This is a genomic window from Bacillus sp. FJAT-47783 (genome assembly GCF_022808615.1).
In the GTDB taxonomy this organism is placed as follows: Bacteria; Bacillota; Bacilli; order Bacillales; family Aeribacillaceae; genus Bacillus_BZ.
Genome location: NZ_JAKZKS010000009.1, coordinates 94965 through 113669, shown reverse-complemented (window position 1 = coordinate 113669; position 18705 = coordinate 94965). Strand labels below are relative to the sequence as shown.

The window sequence follows — 18705 nt, the reverse complement described above, 5'->3', positions numbered from 1 at the left end:
AAAATAAAAAAAGAGGCTTCTCAAAGCCTGAATTTTGACTTAATGAGATAGCCCTTTTAAAACATTATGAGACATTTTTAAGTGGAATTTTGTTGGTGCGTTCTTTTCGTGACAATTGAAACCCTAGCAGTATTGACATGATCGGTGAGATGTATAGGAAAACAGCATATGGTAAGTATTCAATCACATCTACCCCTAAAGTCGCGGCTAAAAAGGCACCGCTTACTCCCCAAGGAATTAATGGGTTTATTAACGTCCCGGCATCTTCGACCGAACGAGACAAGTATGGGAGCGGAATATCGTACTTTTTATATAACGGTTTAAATGATTGACCAGGGATTAAAATAGATAAATATTGTTCGCCTGTAACAAGATTTACACCAATGGATGAGAGGACGGTTGAAAAAATGACTTGTCCCTTCGTTTTCATTCTTTCTTTGAACCCTTCTAATAATGTAGAGATAATGCCTGTCTTCTCTAACAATCCCCCGAGAGCAAATGCAATCATAATGAGCGAGATCGACCACATCATCGATTGTAGACCACCACGGTTGAGCATCCGATCGATTTCTTCAACACCAGTCGAGACGGAAGGACCGTTTTGAAGAACTTGTAAAAACTCGCCAAACGATATTCCTTGTATAAGTAAAGCGATTAGACAAGCACTCAATATTCCAGCTGTTAAAGAAGGAATAACGGGCTTTCTCATCATCGCCAGAGCAATGACTAGGAGTGGTGATATCACGGTCCAAAATGAGATTTGGACATGTTCGCGAATCGCTTCTTTCATCGCTAAAATATTCCCAGATGTTTCAGGCTGAATCGTAATTTGTTTTGAAATCAACCAAAAAAAGACAAAGGTAATGATTAAACTCGGAATCGTTGTTTTCGTCATATGACGAATATGTGTGAAAATATTTACATTCGCCACACCTGATGCAAAGTTTGTCGTATCAGACATTGGAGACATTTTGTCACCGAAGGCTGCTCCACAAATTATTGCAGCAGCGGCCATTTCAAGTGGAATATTGGCAAGTTCAGCTACACCAATAAGAGCCACGCCAATTGTACTAACCGTTGTAAATGTGCTGCCAATTAATGTGGAAATAATCATGCAGCATAAAATCGCTGTCATAAAAAATAGATCAGGCTGGAACATCGATAACGTCCAAACGGTAATGGTTGGAATCGTACCACTAATCATCCATGCACCAATTAACATCCCGATTAATGAAAGAATGATGATGGGCTGTACGCCATTTTGAATTCCTTTTACAATTCCACCTTCAAGATCCTTCCAGCTCATTCCTTTCATAAAAGAAAGGGAAGCGATGAGTAAGATGGAGAGAAATAAAGGTAAGTGTGGCTCCGTTTTTAACCAAAATAAGCTCATAAAAATAATGCCTAAAATACATAGTAACGCGAAGATAGCTTGTGAAAATTTCCATGTTGATTTCATATTCGTAACTCCTTTATCCCACTCTTAACGGGCAGTAAGACCCCCACCTCAAGATTCTGTAGAAAAGCAAAGAAGATAGGTGGGGAACAACTGCCCGTAATGGCCCGAAAATAAAGAACACAGACTAAGAGCGCCACGTCCTGTGGCCACTTCTGTGTAACCCACATTCTTTGGGTCACAAAGTCCTTTAGGTCATTAACAATCAGTGGGGGTGAAAATACCCATACATCACTTTATACTTAAACGCTTTTCAGCTTTTACGCTTTTGTGTACGAAAGTTAACAACTAATTTAAATATAGATGAGGTAGATGTATATGTCAATAAAAAGAGAAAAAATTTGTTATTTTGCAATATCAAAACGTTAAAGGATAAAAGGGAGAAAGGAATAGTGGAAATTTCCTTTTGTTTGGAATAAAAGAAACTGTCCCATAGGCAAGTGGCTAAACTTTTCTACTGAGACAGCTCAATTTGAAGTTAAATATTTTCTGCCATTTCTTTTAGTTGTTCGGACGTTTCGGTAATTTGACAGATGGATTCTGTGACATCATCAATGACTTTCGTTAAATTTTGTAATTCTTCTTTCGTTTTTTCACTTTGATTTTTATTGTTGTCAATTAGTTTTAACACGCTATCAAAGAAATGAATCATTTCTTTCATTTTCAAAGACCCTTTTCCGGTAAGCTCTGTTACATCTTTAATGGATGAGGAAATGCTGTCAATTTGTTGATGAATTTCTTGGATTAAGTTTGATACACCAAGGACAGAGTTTTTCGTTTCCTCCGCTAATTTTCGAACTTCGCTTGCGACAACAGCAAAGCCTTTTCCGTATTCACCTGCGCGAGCTGATTCAATCGCAGCATTTAATGCTAATAAATTCGTTTGCTCGGCAATTGACGTTACGATGGAGACAACATGATTAATTTTTTCGGAAGCTTGCTCTAACGATTTCATTTTATGAGCGATATCATCTGTTCGATTATTAATAAGTGTCATTAAATCTGATTGATTCTGTAATTCGCTTTTACCATTATGGGCTTCTGTTTCAGCTGATGTTGCAATTTCATAACGGCCTAAGGCAATATCCGCGAAATCTTTTGACTGAGAATTGATTTCTTCAATGAATGCCGTCGTTTCCTCCGTCAAAGAAGCTAATCGAATCGACGTTGTTTGAACTTGTCCAACAAGCTGGCGTTTTTCGTGCTCCATTTCTTTACGAAGCTGTTCATATTCCTGTTTATAAGCTTCTAATACTAACTGTTGTTCGAAATTAATGAGCTTCATGATTGACTTCGTAGCTGTTTGTAAATCGTCCACCGTTTTGCATCGCTCCGAAACCGTTTCTAAAATGGCAGTAAAAAAATTTGAGAACGATGCCATGTACCATTTTTCATCGAGGCCAATAAGTACGTGGCGATGAGCGATTTTGTACATTCGCTTTACATCTTCATCTGTTAGTCGACCATTAAACATTTGTAAGATATGCTTGGCTAACGTTCCTTTTAATCGATCAATGGTGCTGTATTTTTGAATAATTTCCATTAATTTTGGTTCATTTTCAATGCCTTGATAAAAAGCTGATGTGATATAGTGGATGTTCTCTTCAATATACGGTCTTAATAAACGTGCTGTCTTTAAATCATGTTTAGTTAATCGAACTAACTTTAATTGCCTTTTATATGTTTCATTTTCCAACTTTAACGTAATGCCACTTTCATCGATTTCTTGTGAAAAAATAGAATCAGTAGATGGTTTCTCTTTCTTTTTAAATAATTGAAATGCCATATATTATATCTCCTTTATTTTGTTACTCGTGTATTCAGATCGAATAATGACTACCTTTTATATCGGATATATATACGAAGTATTTACTGGAAATTACGAAAGATTTGAAAGGAACGTGCATAAGTATTGAAGTGGTTGAAAAATCATGTATGCAAATTGAAACCTTTTTCCGGTTTGAACGTAATAATTAGAGAAGGTGTAGAGAGAAGGAGATTTAATTGAAAAATATTTTGTTAATAGTCGCAATTTTGTCACAAATAACAGGATATTTCTTTTTGTTTATTCATGTTTTTACAGGCGTAACGTTCATCGTTATTTCATTCTTAGCTTTTATTTCCATTATTATTTTTTTGATAAAAGAACGAGTACATGAGAAAAAGGAGGAAAATGAAAATGATTATCGTAACTACTGATTTTGTACCAGGAAAGGAAATTCAAGAATTAAAAGGATTTGTCAGAGGAAGTACAGTTCAATCAAAACATATTGGAAAAGATATAATGGCAGGTCTTAAAACAATTGTCGGAGGCGAATTGAAAGAATATACAGAAATGATGGAAGAAGCGAGACAAAAAGCGATTGGTCGAATGGTTGAAGATGCCAAACAAAAAGGGGCAAATGCCATCATTGAGATGCGTCTTGAAACATCTGCTGTCATGCAAAACGCATCAGAAATTATCGCCTATGGTACGGCGGTTGTTGTTGAATAACGTAATTCTAACCTTGGAGAGTCATTCTCTAAGGTTTTTTATTTTTAAAGTTGTAATTTAAAAGGAGTAGGGAAACATCAATTTTGGTTAAAAATTAGGATCTGAAGTGCAATTAAGGGGTTTTTCGTTCAATAAATAAATTTGAGATGCAAAAAAGGATTTATTGATGCAAAAAGGATAGCTTATGTGCAATAAAATTGGATTTCGTGCAAATAAATTCAATTCTCGTGCAAAAGTAGTCCGAACTCGTGCAATTAATCACTGTTTTGGTGCAAATACCAGATTAATGCTCCTCCTTTTGGATCGAAAAGGGATGTTTTCGTCTAAAAGTACCATCATTTTCACGAAGAAACCTTCATTTAATCTTTTGTTAGCGTTTACATACAAGGGAAGCTATATCTCACTCGTAGCACGAGTGTTTTCGTTCAACTATTTTTTACTAATTGAACACTGTAGGCAAATTAATTACAAATTCTTTTAAAATATTATTAATAAGTAAGGGCAAAATAGTACCAAACAAATCCATTGACAACCATAAATATCTCCTATATGATTCATAAGTATCTATATCCTATAAGAATACTGGGGGTTTTAACGTGAAGAGATTTTGGCTGTCCTTATTTATCATTACAGGTCTTGTATTTGTACTTGCAGCATGCAATGCAACAAATGAAGGACAAAAAGAACAAGCAGTACCTAAAGAGGATGATAATTTATACGAAAAAATAAAAGAAGACGGAGTGATCCGTGTTGGTACAGAGGGTACGTATCCACCATTCACATTCCATGACGATAGTGGGGAATTAACAGGTTACGACGTTGAAGTAACAAAGGAAGTAGCCAAACGTTTAGATCTTGAAGTGGAATTTATGGAAACACAATGGGATGCAATGTTTGCCGGCTTAGATTCTGAGCGCTTTGATATGATTGCAAACCAAGTGGGAATCAAACCTGAGCGTGAAGAAAAGTATGACTTTTCAACTCCATACACGGTTTCAACAGCAGTTATTGTTGTCCATAAAGACAACAATGACATTGAGTCTTTTGAAGGAATTGACGGGAAAAAAGCAGCCCAATCTTTAACAAGTAACTACGGTGAATTAGCTCAAAATAACGGTGCAGAATTAGTTGGCGTTGAAGGCTTTAATCAAGCCATTGAATTAATTACGTCTAACCGTGTCGACTTAACGATCAATGATAAGCTTTCTGTTCTTGATTATTTAAAACAAAAACCTAATGCGCCAATTAAAATGGTTGCAGAAAGTGACGATGCGGCTAAGAGTGCTTTCATGTTTAGAAAAGGGAATGAAGAGCTTGTTGAAGCTGTAAACGGTGCTCTTAAAGATATGAAAGAGGACGGAACGTTAAAGGAAATTTCTGAGAAATGGTTTGGTGAAGATGTATCTGAATAACGTATTGAACAATCCTGAACGCTTGGAGCGTTTAATCGAAATTGCCCAAAGTTCCCTTCTGCCGATGTTGGAGGGAGCTTTGTATTATACAATGCCGTTAACACTCATTTCCTTTGTACTTGGATTGCTTCTTGCTGTGTTAACAGCATTAGCGCGTATTTCAACCATTAAACCGCTTCAGTGGATCGCAAGAATTTATGTTTCCATTATTCGTGGAACACCATTATTAGTACAACTTTTTATTATCTTTTATGGAATGCCGTCAATAGGTGTTACCATTGATCCGTTTCCTTCAGCTGTCATCGGATTTTCTTTAAATGTAGGTGCATATGCATCTGAAATTATTCGTGCAGCAATTTTATCCATTCCGAAAGGCCAGTGGGAAGCAGGCTACACGCTCGGAATGTCGTACACACAAACGCTAAATCGAATTGTTTTACCACAAGCGGCACGTGTTTCGATTCCACCCTTGTCAAACACGTTTATTAGTCTTGTCAAGGATACGTCATTAGCGTCGTTAATTTTAGTGACAGAAATGTTCCGTAGAGCTCAAGAAATCGCATCAACGACATACGAATTTTTACTGTTATATTCAGAGGCTGCTCTTATTTATTGGATTATTTGTTTCTTATTATCCATTGTTCAACAATACCTTGAAGCAAGGTTGGATCGATATGTTGCAAAATAATAGGAATGCCTTTAGTAAGATAAAGGAGTTTTAAGATGATTACGATTCAGAACTTATCAAAACGTTTTGATCAACTTGAAGTGTTAAAGGGACTAGATTTAACGATTGAAAAAGGGAAAGTAGTCGTTGTCATTGGTCCATCTGGGTCTGGAAAAACGACCTTCCTACGTTGTTTGAATGCTCTTGAAATACCGTCGACTGGTACGATTCGTTTAGATGATCAAGAGATCGATTTCTCTCAATCTCATTTAAAAAAAGAAATCGCCTCATTTCGGAGAAAGTCAGGAATGGTGTTTCAAAACTACAATTTATTCCCACATAAAACAGCGCTCGGAAATGTGATTGAAGGGCCGATGACGGTAAAGAAAGTGAAGAAAGAAGAGGCTGTTCAAAAAGCTGAAAGACTTCTTGAAAAAGTTGGATTGCTTGATAAAAAAGATTATTATCCCTTTCAGTTATCAGGTGGTCAGCAGCAGCGTGTTGGGATTGCACGAGCATTAGCGATGGAACCGAAAGTCATGCTATTTGATGAACCAACATCAGCACTTGACCCGGAGCTTGTAGGCGAAGTATTAAAAGTAATGAAAGATTTAGCCCAAGAGGGAATGACAATGGTAGTTGTGACCCATGAAATGCGATTTGCTAAAGAAGTAGCAGATGAAGTGATTTTTATGGATCAAGGGGTCATTGTTGAACGAGGGACACCTCAAGCCCTTTTTACAAATCCTAAAAATGAACGGACTAAAAAATTTTTACAGCTTATTCAAGAGTAGGTAGAAAAATACCTGCTCTTTTTTGTTATTATGGTCAAGTTTTCTTGAAGTAATGGAGTCTTCGTTGACTAGGGAAAGCCACCTAGCCCTTGTGACGCCGTAAAGGAAAAAAGAGCCTTTTCGTCGTAAGAGCATTTGCTTGCCGGGGCTGATCCAAAAGTCCTTGCTTTTTTCTTAACTAGATTTTACTTAAACGTTCTTTTTCAAAAAGATCATCCATACATTGAAGTGAGGAACGGACGAGGGGGGAGTAGTTGTGCAATACTACTACGGAAATCAATTGCCTCTTAGGGTATTAGATGAATGTGAGTTTTGGAAGCAACAAGAAGAAGAGCATACCGTTGTGATACGTGAATTAGTGAAAGGTTTAGAGCCATCGTATGAAACGAAGTTAGAACAGTGGGAACATGCATTTTTACAAACGTATCAGCAAGTTGTTCGGTTTATTGAAACTGTCACTCGTTCCAAAGGGATGTTTACCGTAGCGCTTTACCGTGACTTAATGACACTTGTCAAAACATGTTTAGAACAAAGCTTACAGTTTATTTCATTTTTGAATGGGCTAATGAAAAATAGTGAGGCAATAAAATCGAATCCGACGGCAATTGTTGTGTTAAAGCATATTATTCGGGAGTCAGAATATTTTGTCGGGATTGCTCAAACGATATTATATACGTAAACAAATAGGATTCATGTAAAAGAGGATAGTAAATGGCTATCCTTTTTTTGGGTGTAAAAAAATGGAGCGTATTGTTTAGGCTTGAATGATTCATGTGGCAATGTTTTGAAAATTTGTTTATTGATTCATTTTGTATAATCTTGGTTGATTTTGGAATATTACATATTGTAATCATGATTAGGAGGTAGACAAGATGCAAAATCAAATGAATCAGGGGCAAAATCAAAATATGAACCAAAATATGATGAATCAAACTGGTGCATTTCAGCCGCAAGGGCAGCTTTCCCATTTAGAGCTACAGCATTTACGCCATTTAATTGGGGGGCATGCGACCGTTGCCAATAAATTAGAATCATATGCCCAATCGTGCCAAGACCCTCAGCTCAAGCAAATGTTTCAACGTGATGCAGAGCAAGCAAGGGCTACTCAACAAAAATTAATGGGATTTTTACAATAAGAGGGAGGACGTAACATGCCACAATTTACGGATAAAGATATGGTGAATGATTATTTATCAGAAATCAATGCGAGTTTAACTGGGTATGCAAATTATATTGCTCAGACAGATAATGAACAGCTTCGTCAAGCTCTAATTCAAATTCGCAATGCTGATGAAGGAAGACAACGTACTGTCTATCAGTATGCGGTTCAAAAAGGGTTTTATCAGCCGGCAGGACCTGCTAATCCAAATGAAATACAACAAATTAAGTCGCAATTATCTCAGCCCCAGTAAGATTGACTAGGTGAGGTCTTCAGTGGCCTCCCTTTCATTTTTTTTATGCTTTTTTGTTATTTAATATAGAGACTTATTGAGAAGTCGAGGTGGGACTAGTAGGAATCGGCGCACACCGATAATGTTTCACCGTTTGCATGATGACGAATCCGTACAAAAAAAGGAGGCACGAAAACTCGTGCCCCCCATAGCCATTTATGAAATTGTTATTGTTGTTGGTAACCGCCCATTTGTTGTTGAGCCATTGCAACTAAGCGTTTCGTAATCTCTCCTCCAACAGATCCGTTGGCACGAGCTGTTGTTTCTGCTCCTAAGTTGACACCAAACTCATTGGCGATCTCATACTTCATTTGGTCAATTGCTTGTTGTGCACCAGGAACGACTAATTGGTTAGAGCTGTTGCTACGATTTTGTTGTTGTGGCATAACATATCAACTCCTTTAAGTTTGTTTTTTATAATGGTTGGGTTAGCTGGAGTTGCACCAGCATATGAACTCGCTTATGTTCATAGCCTGCTCGGCTTAACCCAGTGTAGTCATCCTTTTTGATCCCTGTGGATAATTGAAATCGGCTATTTGACCGTGATTTTCTAACTTTTGACCTCTGAACAATGTCGCTTAAGCGATTGTTCGTTTGATTTATTTGTAGTATGAGGTTCTATCGAAAAAGTATGCGAAAAAATAAAGTGGTAAATTATGTAGTTATATTGATTCATGAAATTATGAAAAAAGCGAAATGATAAACGTAACAACAGCATCTTAAAGGAGATTGGTATGATGGCCATTTGTTCATTATGCAATGGATTGAAAGATGTAAAGCGAACATGCCCACATTGCAAACATGTCATTCATGATAATGGGAAAGTAACAGATTTTTTAGATGATTACAGTGCTTATATGGACATTGATATGATGAAGTTGTTTGATGGATATGTTCATTCTCTTGAACAACATCAATGCGTTCATTTGTATTTTTGCGGAAATTGTGGGTATGAAGAGTTGTATATTATGCATGAATCATAATTGGGATTTAATGAAATGAAAAAGAGGCTAGCTCAGAGCTAAGCCTCTTAAAAAATTATACCGTTTCTAGAGTGCGTTTTTCACTTTTTGGCCGAATGCGAAGCTCTGTCTCTTTGTCAAAGAAATGGGCTTTGTTCATGTCAAATCCTAATTGAACATTTTCACCACGTTGAATGTTGGAGCGTGAATCAACACGGGCAACGAAATCTTGTCCTTCAATTTGGGAATATAGCATTGTTTCAGAGCCCATTAGCTCAGCTACTTCGATATGAGCAGTTACGGTAGAGCCTTTTGAAGATTCGATAAATAAAGGCTCATCATGAATATTTTCTGGGCGAATACCTAAAATAATTTCTTTATTTACATATCCTTCTTCACGTAAATATTTCATTTTACCTTCTGGAATTTCTAACAGTGTACTTCCAATTTGGAATTTTCCATCCAATAATTTTCCGCTGAAGAAGTTCATGGCAGGGGAGCCGATAAATCCACCGACAAAAATATTTTCTGGTTTTTCATATACATCTTTCGGTGCTCCAACTTGTTGAATAATCCCGTCTTTCATCACAACAAGTCTTGTTGCCATCGTCATCGCTTCTGTTTGGTCATGGGTTACGTAAATCGTTGTTGTTTGCAAGCGTTGGTGCAGTTTAGAAATTTCAGCACGCATTTGTACACGAAGCTTTGCATCTAGATTTGAAAGCGGCTCGTCCATTAAGAATACTTTTGCATCACGGACGATGGCACGCCCTAATGCTACACGCTGACGCTGCCCCCCTGATAATGCTTTCGGTTTGCGATCTAAATATTGCTCAAGACCTAAAATACGTGCCGCTTCTTTTACACGACGATCAATTTCATCTTTCGGAAATTTACGAAGCTTTAATCCAAATGCCATGTTATCATATACGTTCATATGGGGATAAAGGGCATAATTTTGGAATACCATCGCGATATCACGATCTTTTGGTGCGACGTCATTCATACGTTTGCCGTCAATATAAAAATCACCCTTTGAAATTTCTTCAAGGCCAGCAACCATACGTAATGTTGTCGACTTACCACAGCCTGAAGGACCAACGAATACGATAAATTCCTTATCCTTAATATGTAAGTTAAAATCTTTAACAGCTGTCACTTTGTTATCATAAATTTTGTAAATATGCTCTAAACGAAGTTCTGCCATTTAAGCTCCTCCTCTTTTTTCCGCTTTTGTTACATTCAGTTTAGCCGAATACAGAAGCTTTCGTAAATGGACAAGTTGCACGAAGATTTTAAATGATTATTTGTGCAAGTATGACAAAGTCACTTTAGTTCACTGTGTAAAATGAACAAATAAACGGCTAATGCTTCACGGAATTTGCGTATATCAATGCCTGTCCATTCAATGAATTTATCGATTCGATATTGAACACTGTTTCGGTGCATAAACATTTTTTTCGCCGTTTGGGTCACATTTAAGTTGCTTTCGATAAATAATTTGATCGTTATGGTGAGTTCTTTTTCTTGTAATGCTTCTCCAAAAAAATGAGATAAAACGTTTGCCTTAATGATATCTTCTCCCATAAGAAACGATAACGAGATCACATCTGAGAAAGTTAAAACGCTATTTCGTTTAAAAAAGCTACGCGGAATTTTTTGAATAAGTTCCGTTTCTGCAACTATTTTTTTTCGAAGGGAGGCATTCACTGGATGTAATTGTCCGATAAATAGTGTTACTTGGATGAAAAAATCTGATGTGATAGACTGGGTGATTTCGTATAATTCTTCTGTCATCGCTGTTTTTTCAGGTGATTCATCGACAATCCAACCGCTTTGTTCATTTAACCAAACGACAGAGGGAGAAGTGATCGTCCCGGAAATCGTTTCTACGAATAAATCTTTCTCTTCAACGGCTCGGTCTGTTATGAAATAATAAAATCGAACAGATGAAATCGATTCGTTCATCGCTTTGTTTTCGTATATGTATTCATACCATTTCCCAAATGTACAACTCGTCTTTTGAATGGAATCGTACCGTTCTGCGATCATCGATAACAACTGAAGCTCGTTTTCGCTTAGACGATGGTGTTTGATCCCAAATACTTCTTTCTCCTTTGTTTGAAACCAAATATATTCATTCGAATTATTGAATTGTGTCGTAAAGTCATCGTTGTACATTTTTTGTAATTGCTCAATCATGAATGATAACTCCTTTGAACCGGTTAACTCTTCGGTGATAGTCTTTAATCAAACCTATTATAACGAAAAAAGTCTAGTGACGAGATGCCACTAGACAGAAATTAAGGACAGTCATTTCCATTTTTACAATCGTATGGCGGTTCTTCCTGTTCTAAATCACGTGCTTCCTCAATGTTTGCCATTTCATATCGATAATGAACAGATCCACCTGACAGCCCTTCATTAATCATTCGATCAACATCCATGAAAGCTTTGTCTCTTCCTTCATGTTGCAAATCATCTCGTTCTTTTTTCTCCATAACAACGCCTCCTATAACGGTAAGTTCGTTATTAGTTTGTGAAAAAAGAACAAAATTATTTCAGAACGTTAGTCATACACATGAAAAAGCATCAAGTCATGAATTTGGGATTTAAGCTGATGCTCTTTATCTTTAGGTGGAGGTGTTTGTCCCCATTCGATTTCACCTGTTTTATGATAAACAGCATCATAATGAACACCATTAAAGAAAAAAGAAATGCGCCAACCTGGTAAATTCGCCTGTTTTATAAGTGGCTTCCATTGAAAATGGGTGATCAATTGAATCACTCCTTATTATAAGTGCTTATATATAATATACGTGATGGCTCGTTTAATTCCTTTAACAACGGTATAAGTAAAATATGTTAATAGCAAACTTGCTTAAACTAGCCATCATGTAATACATTTCTTGCTCCTTGATTAGATAGCTGTTGAAACAGTTGTATGAGTCGATGAATACCTTGTTGAAAAATTAGCGGTTCATCGAACTTCATCGGTTTCGAATTCACTTCAAACACGAATAATTGGCCATCTTTTCTTCTGCCCATATCTAATGAAAATTCTCCAATCAGTCCATATTGATCACATAACGTTTGCCCAATTTCATGACATATATCGCCTAGCTGGTTTGGATCAATTCGTGCGTGAACTTCGTTAAAGGAAACAATTTTTCCACCAGTTGGTACATGTGTCGTAACGGTTTGCCTATCGGCTACGCGAACGCCAATTCCAGAAGGCGAGTACATCTTTTCGTGAAGATGAACGAAGAGCCGCAAATCGTACTTTTTGCCGTAAAGTGTATCGGTCATGATTTCTTCTTGCATAATATAAGGGGAATGTGTCATGAACTGTAAGATTGTATGTAATAGCTGTTCAATCGAAAAGACAATGGTCTTATGTTGGACGGTTTGAATGACATATTGCCCCTCACCTTTTGCCGCAACTTTGATGATGCCATTTCCTTGACTACTTTGAACGGGCTTTAAATAGATTGAGCGGTAGCTTTGTAAAAATGATGTTATATCTTGTACATGGTGAACAAGTTTTGTGTTTGGGAGATAACGTTTAACGGATTTATTTTTCATTAAACAAGTATACACATCCCATTTATTAAAAAAATAACGATTAAAAATGGGGATATGTAACTCGTCAAAGCGTTCAAATAGGGACAAAAGGGATGATTCATTTTCACGGAATGGATAGCGATTGTAAACGACATCTGGATAGGGAAATTTTTTTTGTACCCATCTTTTTTGCAAAACGTTATAGTAATACCCGACTATATGATGGTCTTGAACGTTTTGGCTCGTAAAGACATACGTAAATCCACCGTATTGTAAGGCTTTTTCCTGAAGATGCTTAAATAAATGGACATTCCCTTTAAACGGCGAAGGAGGAGTGGATTCACCTGTCAATATGGCAACGAGAAAATGGTTTTGAGTCATTGCACACCAGCTCTTAAATGGATGGATTTCTGCATTAAGTATTCGGCGTATTGAAAGACGATTTCTCTTGTTCGAATGTCTTCCTTTTGTAATGCTTCATGTTGAAAAATAGAGCGTCCTGGCTTTGAATTGGCTTCAAATAACCATACTTTCCCAAAACGATCAATCCCAAAATCAAAACCGATTTCTCCAATCGTCCCATCTAGCTGGTGATCCAAGGACGAACAAATGGTGAATGCAGCTTCTGTTAGTAAGTTTGCTAACGAAAAAGAAGGATTGATAAGGCTCTGTATTTCATGAACTGTTTTAATCATTCCGCCATTTTTAATATGTGTCGTTACACTGCCTTTTCCAGCAATTTTTGCCGCCATTGCGGAAAGAATCCACTGTCCATGCTCATTTTTGTTTACATGAATGCGAAAGTCAATCGGGTTTTGATTGAATTGAAGCAATTTAATGCCTTGTTGCACAATGTAATGTTTGAGATCGCGATTTCGAAATGTACTCTTTAAAAAAGCATGAAGAGAGGAATATTTCGTTAATCGCTTTTCATTTTTTTTGTCTACATATCGGCAGTAATAACAATTCTTTTCCGGTGAATACATCAATTTATAAACACCTAACCCAAGACTTCCGTTAATAGGTTTTAAAAAGATAATCGTATGTTTTTGTAACATCCCTTCTATTTCTTCAATGGATGGAGAAGCATAAGTTTCTGGTAAATACGAATCGGCTTTTGACTTTGATAATAGCTTAAACGTATCCCATTTATTAAAAAAATGATGGTTAAACATTGGGATGTGGTAGTCGTTTGTCAGTTTCGATTTTAAGAATGTGAATGATTCGAGATTTTCAACTTTTCGATTTGGGAGACGATTGTATAATACATTTGGAAAAGGGGCTTTTATTTTTTTCCATCCATCTTGTGTAAACGTATACCCTTCAATCGTTTCATCTTCCCAATTGATTTGATGTGCACCGAATAATAAAACGTTTGCACCTGTTCCTTTTCCACTTTCAATATATTTTGCAAATAAAATCGAACGTTTTCCGGCAGGCCTTAATGACGATTTCGTAAATCCAGCTGTTAAAATGCCGACTAACGGTCCAAAAACTAACCGATTATGCCAAATGGTTATTTTTGTCTCCATGTTTGGTGGAAGGAGGAGCTCTTCACATAAATTTTGGGAAACATAAACCGTGTTATTGTGATCGTAATGGCTAAGTATACGACAAGATTGCATCTTTTGACCGTAGTGAATTTCTTTTAGAAAAGGAGATTCTAAATAGAAAGGGAGTACAACGATGTTTTGAGCATTTTCCACCGGTATAATTTTATATATCATCACATCCCATCCTTTACGGAAGTTTGTTCGTTTCGTAAAAATTTTGCGTATAACAGAGGGGCTTTAAAAATTTCCATTTGTTTATGTGGTTCGGTTTCATAAACAATCTTTCGCCCTGGTTTTGAATTAATATCGATAATCCAAATGGAGGCATCTTGTAAATGAATGCCTACATCAATCCCGATTTCAAATAATGGCTCATAATGTTGATCTAATATCGGAAGTAACGTTGCGAGCATAGATTGAATGTTCTCCATTAAAATTTGTCTTTTTGGCAGGCTGATTGTTTGTAGCCAGTCTTTAAAATCGTGAATCGTTCCTCCTTTCGAAAGGTTTGAGACGAAACTATTTTTCCGTCCGATTCGTATCGCTTTTCCACGCACACACCACTTACCATGCTCGTCTTTTTGGACAAAGAGGCGGAGGTCAAAAGGTTTATTTTCCTTCGTTTGCAGTGGGAGTAGTGGCTGGAGAATGTAACGTTTTTGCTTGACGATTCTACTTACTACACGCTTGGCACTATTTTTTCGGTGATACGACTGTTTGTTTGTCGAATAGAAGAAAATAAATTGTTCATCACGTTTATGAATCGTGACAATACCTGTTCCATTTGCCCCTGATAGTGGTTTTAACATACAAGCATTTTCTTTTGATAAATAGTCAAATACGACGCTTTCGTTTTGAACGAGTATCGTTTCTGGTAAAAGTGTGCTTACGTTTGTTCGTTTAAGCGATGTATATAAGCTCCATTTATTCGGTAAGCCATGTCCAAGAAACGTAATTTCAGGCTTGTTTTTTAACAGTTGGACAAGTTTTTTTTGAATAAAAGAGGCGCGATCTTGTCCGTAAAAACAGCGGTCATAAATAAATGGAGGAATGCTTTCGGATGAAGGTGACCAACTCATTGATTTCGTGTTAAAGCGTAAGCACGAAATCATATTTAACGATAAATCAATGTCGTCAGGTTGAAATCGAACACATTCGATCTTTTCATCAATGGCTGCTTTCGCCACATTGGTGAAATAGGCTTGTTCATGTTCAAATCGTGTAACGAGAAATCCTAATGTGAAAATAGCCATCGTTCATTCCTCCAAACGACGTAATCTTACCCTCACCTAAAAGAAGATGAGGGTAAATCTATTGCACCATTATATGCTTCCTTTTTTCCTTTCATAACCACTCAAGAAAAAACTGTAGTCGGCAACCGCTTTTGCGGAAGGACGAATCGCTGTGCTTTTGGACAGATCCATATTTTTAGAGGGCTTCGTATTCACCTCAAGAATCCACGGTTTTCCATCCTTCGTAATCGCTATATCAATGCCAAGCTCTGCATATTCTCCAATCGTTTGTTGTGAGATGGTATGTGCTACTTCTAAAGAAATTTCATATAATAGCTTCCGGACATGATAACTTGTCGAAGAGTCGAACAGCTCTGGCAAAATCGTCTTTAAACGATAAAGTTCGCCCCCTTTTGCAATATTTGATACAAATTGGTTTTCGGCTGAAACTCGAGCAACGGCAGACGTTATTTTCCACGTGTGAGGTCCATTTTTATGACATAAAATGCGAAAATCAAGTGGCCGATTCTTGTATGTGATAACAGGTATCGTCTCTTGAACGATATACGGTTCTTTTTTGAAACGTGCATACAAATCTTCAAACAGTTCACCAAATAGGTCATATCGTGATGAGCGAGTTTCTGAATGAGAGGAGTCTTTGACTTCATAAACATTTGGATGTTGGAGAATTTGTAAAATATTACGACCTTGACTTCCGTGAATCGGCTTAACAAATACATGTTGAAAATCGGTTAAATAAGTTTGTAAAATCCCCTTTGAATCGACTAAGGCGGTTTTAGGAAGATACGGTTGAAGGTGACGGTTTTCGTCTAAAATTCCGTGTATTTCCCACTTGTTTAAAAAGCGATGATTGAATATGGGAACGTTTTGTTTCATGAGTTTCTCTGTAAAATTCTTAAATTTATGAGATAATTCAAATCGTCTCGAATGAATGCGGTTGTGTATGACATGTGGAAGAGGTAGTGTATCATGTTTCCAATCGCCATCTTCATAATAATAGCCTTCAACAGCATGTTCTTGAAACTTTGATAATGTAGTTACGTATAAAAAAGCACCATGTTGTTTCGAGTAGGAGGCCATTTCTTCACAAAACTCATGAATGCTGCCAAAAGAATGGATAGACTTTTTCTTTTGAACGACATCCGTTAAAATAGCGATAATAGGACCGAAAGAAAATGTATTCGTTTTATGATCGTAGCTAATTTGTATGGGAATCTCCGTAAAAGGGAGATGAAGCTCGTGATAAAACGATTGATTAGCAAAAACAACGGGCCGTTCATCGTGAATAAAACTAACACGAGCAGAAATGGTTTCTGAGCTACATTGAAAGTGAGCCTTTGAAGTTAAGGATGCGTGGCATTGTGTTTGCAAAGCATCACTTATTTGCACATAATGAAATGGCTTTTGTTCTTTCATCGGGAATAAGGTTGTTTTAACAATGGTCATCTTTATACCTCATTTGCATTGAATGAGTGACAAGTTTTATAATAGTAACTTAGGCAAATATTGTTATATTATCGTATGTATCGAAAAAAATATCGTGATTTTATCGTAAGGAAGATGTGTATGAAAGTGTTATCGATTATGCTCATGATGATGGTTATTGGGGCGCTTATTGGTGGCGTCACGAACTCATTAGCGATTAAAATGCTTTTTAGACCTTATAAACCGCTTTACTTATTTGGGAAACGTGTCCCATTTACACCTGGTTTAATTCCGAAAAGAAGAAATGAGCTTGCCGTACAGCTCGGGAAAATGGTAGTCGATCATTTAGTCACACCTGAAGGGATTAAAAAAAAGTTACAAAACCCTGCGTTTCAATCCAACTTGACAGCCGTTTTTGAAAAAGAAATTTCGCTACTGTGTAATCGAGAGGAAACCGTTTTAGAGCTACTACAGTCTTTTGGTTTGGAAAACGTAGATCAAAAGGCACAAACGAAGCTAAAAACGTTTATTCAACAAAAGGTGAACCATTTATTAAATTCGAATCAACCATTAAAAGAATTGTTAACTGACGAGTGGAATGACCAAATTGAATCACTCCTTCCTCAAATTGGGGCTTACATTTCAGATAAAGGGGCTGCTTATTTTGAAACAGAGGAAGGAAAAAAAAGGCTGAAAAAGATGATTGATGATTTCTTATTACAACGCGGTATGTTTGGAAATATGATTCAAATGTTACTCGGCAATACGAGCATTGAAGAGAAAATTCAACCAGAGATTACGAAGTTTTTCCGCCATCAAGGAACGAAGCAATTATTTACGAACATTTTGGAAAAGGAATGGGATAAACTATCCAACAGGTCGATTGATGAATTGACGGCAAAGTGGAACAAAGAAGCTGTTAGTATGTCGATCGCCGATCGGATTGTTCAAGAAATTCCGATTGAAAAACTATTTAAAATGAAATTGGTAGAAGTTAGCGGTCCGTATTTACATCTTGTTCTAGATAACGTTGTTCCGAAGCTTACACATTATATAAGTCGATATATTAGTGAGCGGATTGGTGCGATTATGCAAATGATGAACATAGACCAAATCGTCAAAGAGCAAGTAGAGGCGTTTTCGGTCGAACGGTTAGAAGAAATGGTCTTATCGATTTCAAAACGTGAATTTAAAATGATTACGTATTTAGGCGCCTTACTAGGTGGAATGATCGGACTTGTACAAGCTGTGATTGTGTTGATGATGTAAAAGGCTATCCCGAGTAGCTTCGGAATAGCCTTTCCGTTTAAAAAATTATTCTTCATTTGCTAAAGCATAAATTTTTGCCATTTTATCTTTTAAATCATTCATTTGAACAAAACGAGCTTCTCGAATCATTTCTTTTCCGTTCACATACAAAAGGAGAACAGGAACAGTGAAGATGGATAAATATCCAGCAATATCCGGGACGTCATCAGCATTAATAAACCCAGTTTGTATGGTTGGAAACTCTGTAAGCATCTCGTTTACTTTCGGTAGAAGTGCATGACAAACGGAACAATTTGTTCTTGATACATATAAAAATGTAAACGGGTTCTGTTCAATGAATTGTTGTACCTCTGCGACTGACTGTAATGTATACATGATACCCTCCGATATATTTGATTATCTTTT

22 protein-coding genes and 1 pseudogene are annotated in these 18705 nt (G+C 36.8%); 10 read left to right on the top strand and 13 right to left on the bottom strand.

Annotated features, from left to right (window positions below; genetic code table 11):
* Window positions 1–64: 64 nt before the first annotated feature.
* The 3 genes and pseudogenes from nhaC to MLD65_RS18370 all read right to left on the bottom strand — a co-directional run.
* Window positions 65–1459 (bottom strand): Na+/H+ antiporter NhaC, encoded by a 1395-nt coding sequence (gene nhaC / locus MLD65_RS08840; protein WP_243291509.1) that lies wholly within the window; start codon window positions 1457–1459, stop codon window positions 65–67.
* 475 nt (window positions 1460–1934) lie between these two features.
* On the bottom strand, window positions 1935–2666 hold the full coding sequence (locus tag MLD65_RS18375; protein WP_481748508.1) for a methyl-accepting chemotaxis protein: 732 nt from the start codon (window positions 2664–2666) through the stop codon (window positions 1935–1937).
* A gap of 27 nt (window positions 2667–2693) precedes the next feature.
* Window positions 2694–3242: pseudogene (locus MLD65_RS18370) on the bottom strand (protoglobin domain-containing protein); the annotation flags it as partial.
* Between the two features lie 218 nt (window positions 3243–3460).
* On the opposite strand from MLD65_RS18370, the gene MLD65_RS08830 reads away from it, so the two are divergent.
* From MLD65_RS08830 to MLD65_RS08795, 8 genes are all read left to right on the top strand, one after another.
* Complete coding sequence (locus MLD65_RS08830; RefSeq protein WP_243291507.1) at window positions 3461–3655, top strand: hypothetical protein; 195 nt, start codon at window positions 3461–3463, stop codon at window positions 3653–3655.
* Window positions 3636–3950 carry a YbjQ family protein gene (locus tag MLD65_RS08825; RefSeq protein WP_243291506.1) on the top strand — a complete coding sequence of 105 codons (315 nt, stop codon included), beginning with the start codon at window positions 3636–3638 and terminating at the stop codon, window positions 3948–3950. The genes MLD65_RS08830 and MLD65_RS08825 overlap by 20 nt, the downstream gene beginning before the upstream one ends.
* Window positions 3951–4546: 596 nt before the next feature.
* A complete protein-coding gene (locus tag MLD65_RS08820) occupies window positions 4547–5362 on the top strand; it encodes an amino acid ABC transporter substrate-binding protein (protein WP_243291505.1) in 816 nt (271 codons plus the stop codon).
* The gene (locus MLD65_RS08815; protein WP_243291504.1) at window positions 5349–6050 is read left to right on the top strand and encodes an amino acid ABC transporter permease; all 702 of its coding nucleotides are present in this window, start codon (window positions 5349–5351) and stop codon (window positions 6048–6050) included. The genes MLD65_RS08820 and MLD65_RS08815 overlap by 14 nt, the downstream gene beginning before the upstream one ends.
* A 35-nt stretch (window positions 6051–6085) precedes the next feature.
* A complete protein-coding gene (locus MLD65_RS08810) occupies window positions 6086–6823 on the top strand; it encodes an amino acid ABC transporter ATP-binding protein (protein WP_243291503.1) in 738 nt (245 codons plus the stop codon).
* 256 nt (window positions 6824–7079) lie between these two features.
* The gene (locus MLD65_RS08805; RefSeq protein WP_243291502.1) at window positions 7080–7502 is read left to right on the top strand and encodes a DUF2935 domain-containing protein; all 423 of its coding nucleotides are present in this window, start codon (window positions 7080–7082) and stop codon (window positions 7500–7502) included.
* A gap of 244 nt (window positions 7503–7746) precedes the next feature.
* Window positions 7747–7959 carry a hypothetical protein gene (locus tag MLD65_RS08800; RefSeq protein ID WP_243291537.1) on the top strand — a complete coding sequence of 71 codons (213 nt, stop codon included), beginning with the start codon at window positions 7747–7749 and terminating at the stop codon, window positions 7957–7959.
* A gap of 15 nt (window positions 7960–7974) precedes the next feature.
* Window positions 7975–8235: a spore coat protein gene (locus tag MLD65_RS08795; RefSeq protein WP_243291501.1), complete on the top strand. Its 261-nt coding sequence runs from the start codon at window positions 7975–7977 to the stop codon at window positions 8233–8235.
* A gap of 206 nt (window positions 8236–8441) precedes the next feature.
* On the opposite strand, the gene MLD65_RS08790 is transcribed toward MLD65_RS08795, so the two are convergent.
* Window positions 8442–8660 carry an alpha/beta-type small acid-soluble spore protein gene (locus tag MLD65_RS08790; RefSeq protein ID WP_243291500.1) on the bottom strand — a complete coding sequence of 73 codons (219 nt, stop codon included), beginning with the start codon at window positions 8658–8660 and terminating at the stop codon, window positions 8442–8444.
* Window positions 8661–9008: 348 nt separating this feature from the next.
* Between MLD65_RS08790 and MLD65_RS08785 the strand changes: the two genes are divergently transcribed.
* Window positions 9009–9257: a hypothetical protein gene (locus MLD65_RS08785; protein WP_347709283.1), complete on the top strand. Its 249-nt coding sequence runs from the start codon at window positions 9009–9011 to the stop codon at window positions 9255–9257.
* 55 nt (window positions 9258–9312) lie between these two features.
* On the opposite strand, the gene MLD65_RS08780 is transcribed toward MLD65_RS08785, so the two are convergent.
* The 8 genes from MLD65_RS08780 to MLD65_RS08745 all read right to left on the bottom strand — a co-directional run bounded on the left by MLD65_RS08780 (window position 9313) and on the right by MLD65_RS08745 (window position 17052).
* Window positions 9313–10443 (bottom strand): ABC transporter ATP-binding protein, encoded by a 1131-nt coding sequence (locus MLD65_RS08780; RefSeq protein ID WP_243291499.1) that lies wholly within the window; start codon window positions 10441–10443, stop codon window positions 9313–9315.
* Window positions 10444–10562: 119 nt separating this feature from the next.
* Entirely contained in the window at window positions 10563–11438 is an 876-nt protein-coding gene (locus MLD65_RS08775) for a PucR family transcriptional regulator (protein ID WP_243291498.1), read from the bottom strand.
* 101 nt (window positions 11439–11539) lie between these two features.
* Window positions 11540–11737 (bottom strand): hypothetical protein, encoded by a 198-nt coding sequence (locus tag MLD65_RS08770; RefSeq protein ID WP_243291497.1) that lies wholly within the window; start codon window positions 11735–11737, stop codon window positions 11540–11542.
* 68 nt (window positions 11738–11805) lie between these two features.
* Complete coding sequence (locus MLD65_RS08765) at window positions 11806–12015, bottom strand: YheE family protein (protein WP_243291496.1); 210 nt, start codon at window positions 12013–12015, stop codon at window positions 11806–11808.
* A 107-nt stretch (window positions 12016–12122) separates the two neighbouring features.
* Entirely contained in the window at window positions 12123–13181 is a 1059-nt protein-coding gene (locus tag MLD65_RS08760; protein WP_243291495.1) for a YheC/YheD family endospore coat-associated protein, read from the bottom strand.
* Window positions 13178–14527 carry a YheC/YheD family endospore coat-associated protein gene (locus MLD65_RS08755; RefSeq protein WP_243291494.1) on the bottom strand — a complete coding sequence of 450 codons (1350 nt, stop codon included), beginning with the start codon at window positions 14525–14527 and terminating at the stop codon, window positions 13178–13180. Before MLD65_RS08755 ends, MLD65_RS08760 begins: the two co-directional genes overlap by 4 nt.
* Window positions 14527–15606: a YheC/YheD family endospore coat-associated protein gene (locus tag MLD65_RS08750; protein ID WP_243291493.1), complete on the bottom strand. Its 1080-nt coding sequence runs from the start codon at window positions 15604–15606 to the stop codon at window positions 14527–14529. Before MLD65_RS08750 ends, MLD65_RS08755 begins: the two co-directional genes overlap by 1 nt.
* Window positions 15607–15675: 69 nt before the next feature.
* Window positions 15676–17052, bottom strand: coding sequence for a YheC/YheD family endospore coat-associated protein (locus tag MLD65_RS08745; protein ID WP_243291492.1), 1377 nt, complete (start codon window positions 17050–17052; stop codon window positions 15676–15678).
* Between the two features lie 120 nt (window positions 17053–17172).
* On the opposite strand from MLD65_RS08745, the gene MLD65_RS08740 reads away from it, so the two are divergent.
* Window positions 17173–18300: a DUF445 domain-containing protein gene (locus MLD65_RS08740; protein WP_243291491.1), complete on the top strand. Its 1128-nt coding sequence runs from the start codon at window positions 17173–17175 to the stop codon at window positions 18298–18300.
* Window positions 18301–18345: 45 nt separating this feature from the next.
* Here MLD65_RS08740 and MLD65_RS08735 read toward each other — a convergent pair whose 3' ends face one another.
* Window positions 18346–18675, bottom strand: coding sequence for a thioredoxin family protein (locus tag MLD65_RS08735; RefSeq protein WP_243291490.1), 330 nt, complete (start codon window positions 18673–18675; stop codon window positions 18346–18348).
* Between the last annotated feature and the right edge of the window lie 30 nt (window positions 18676–18705).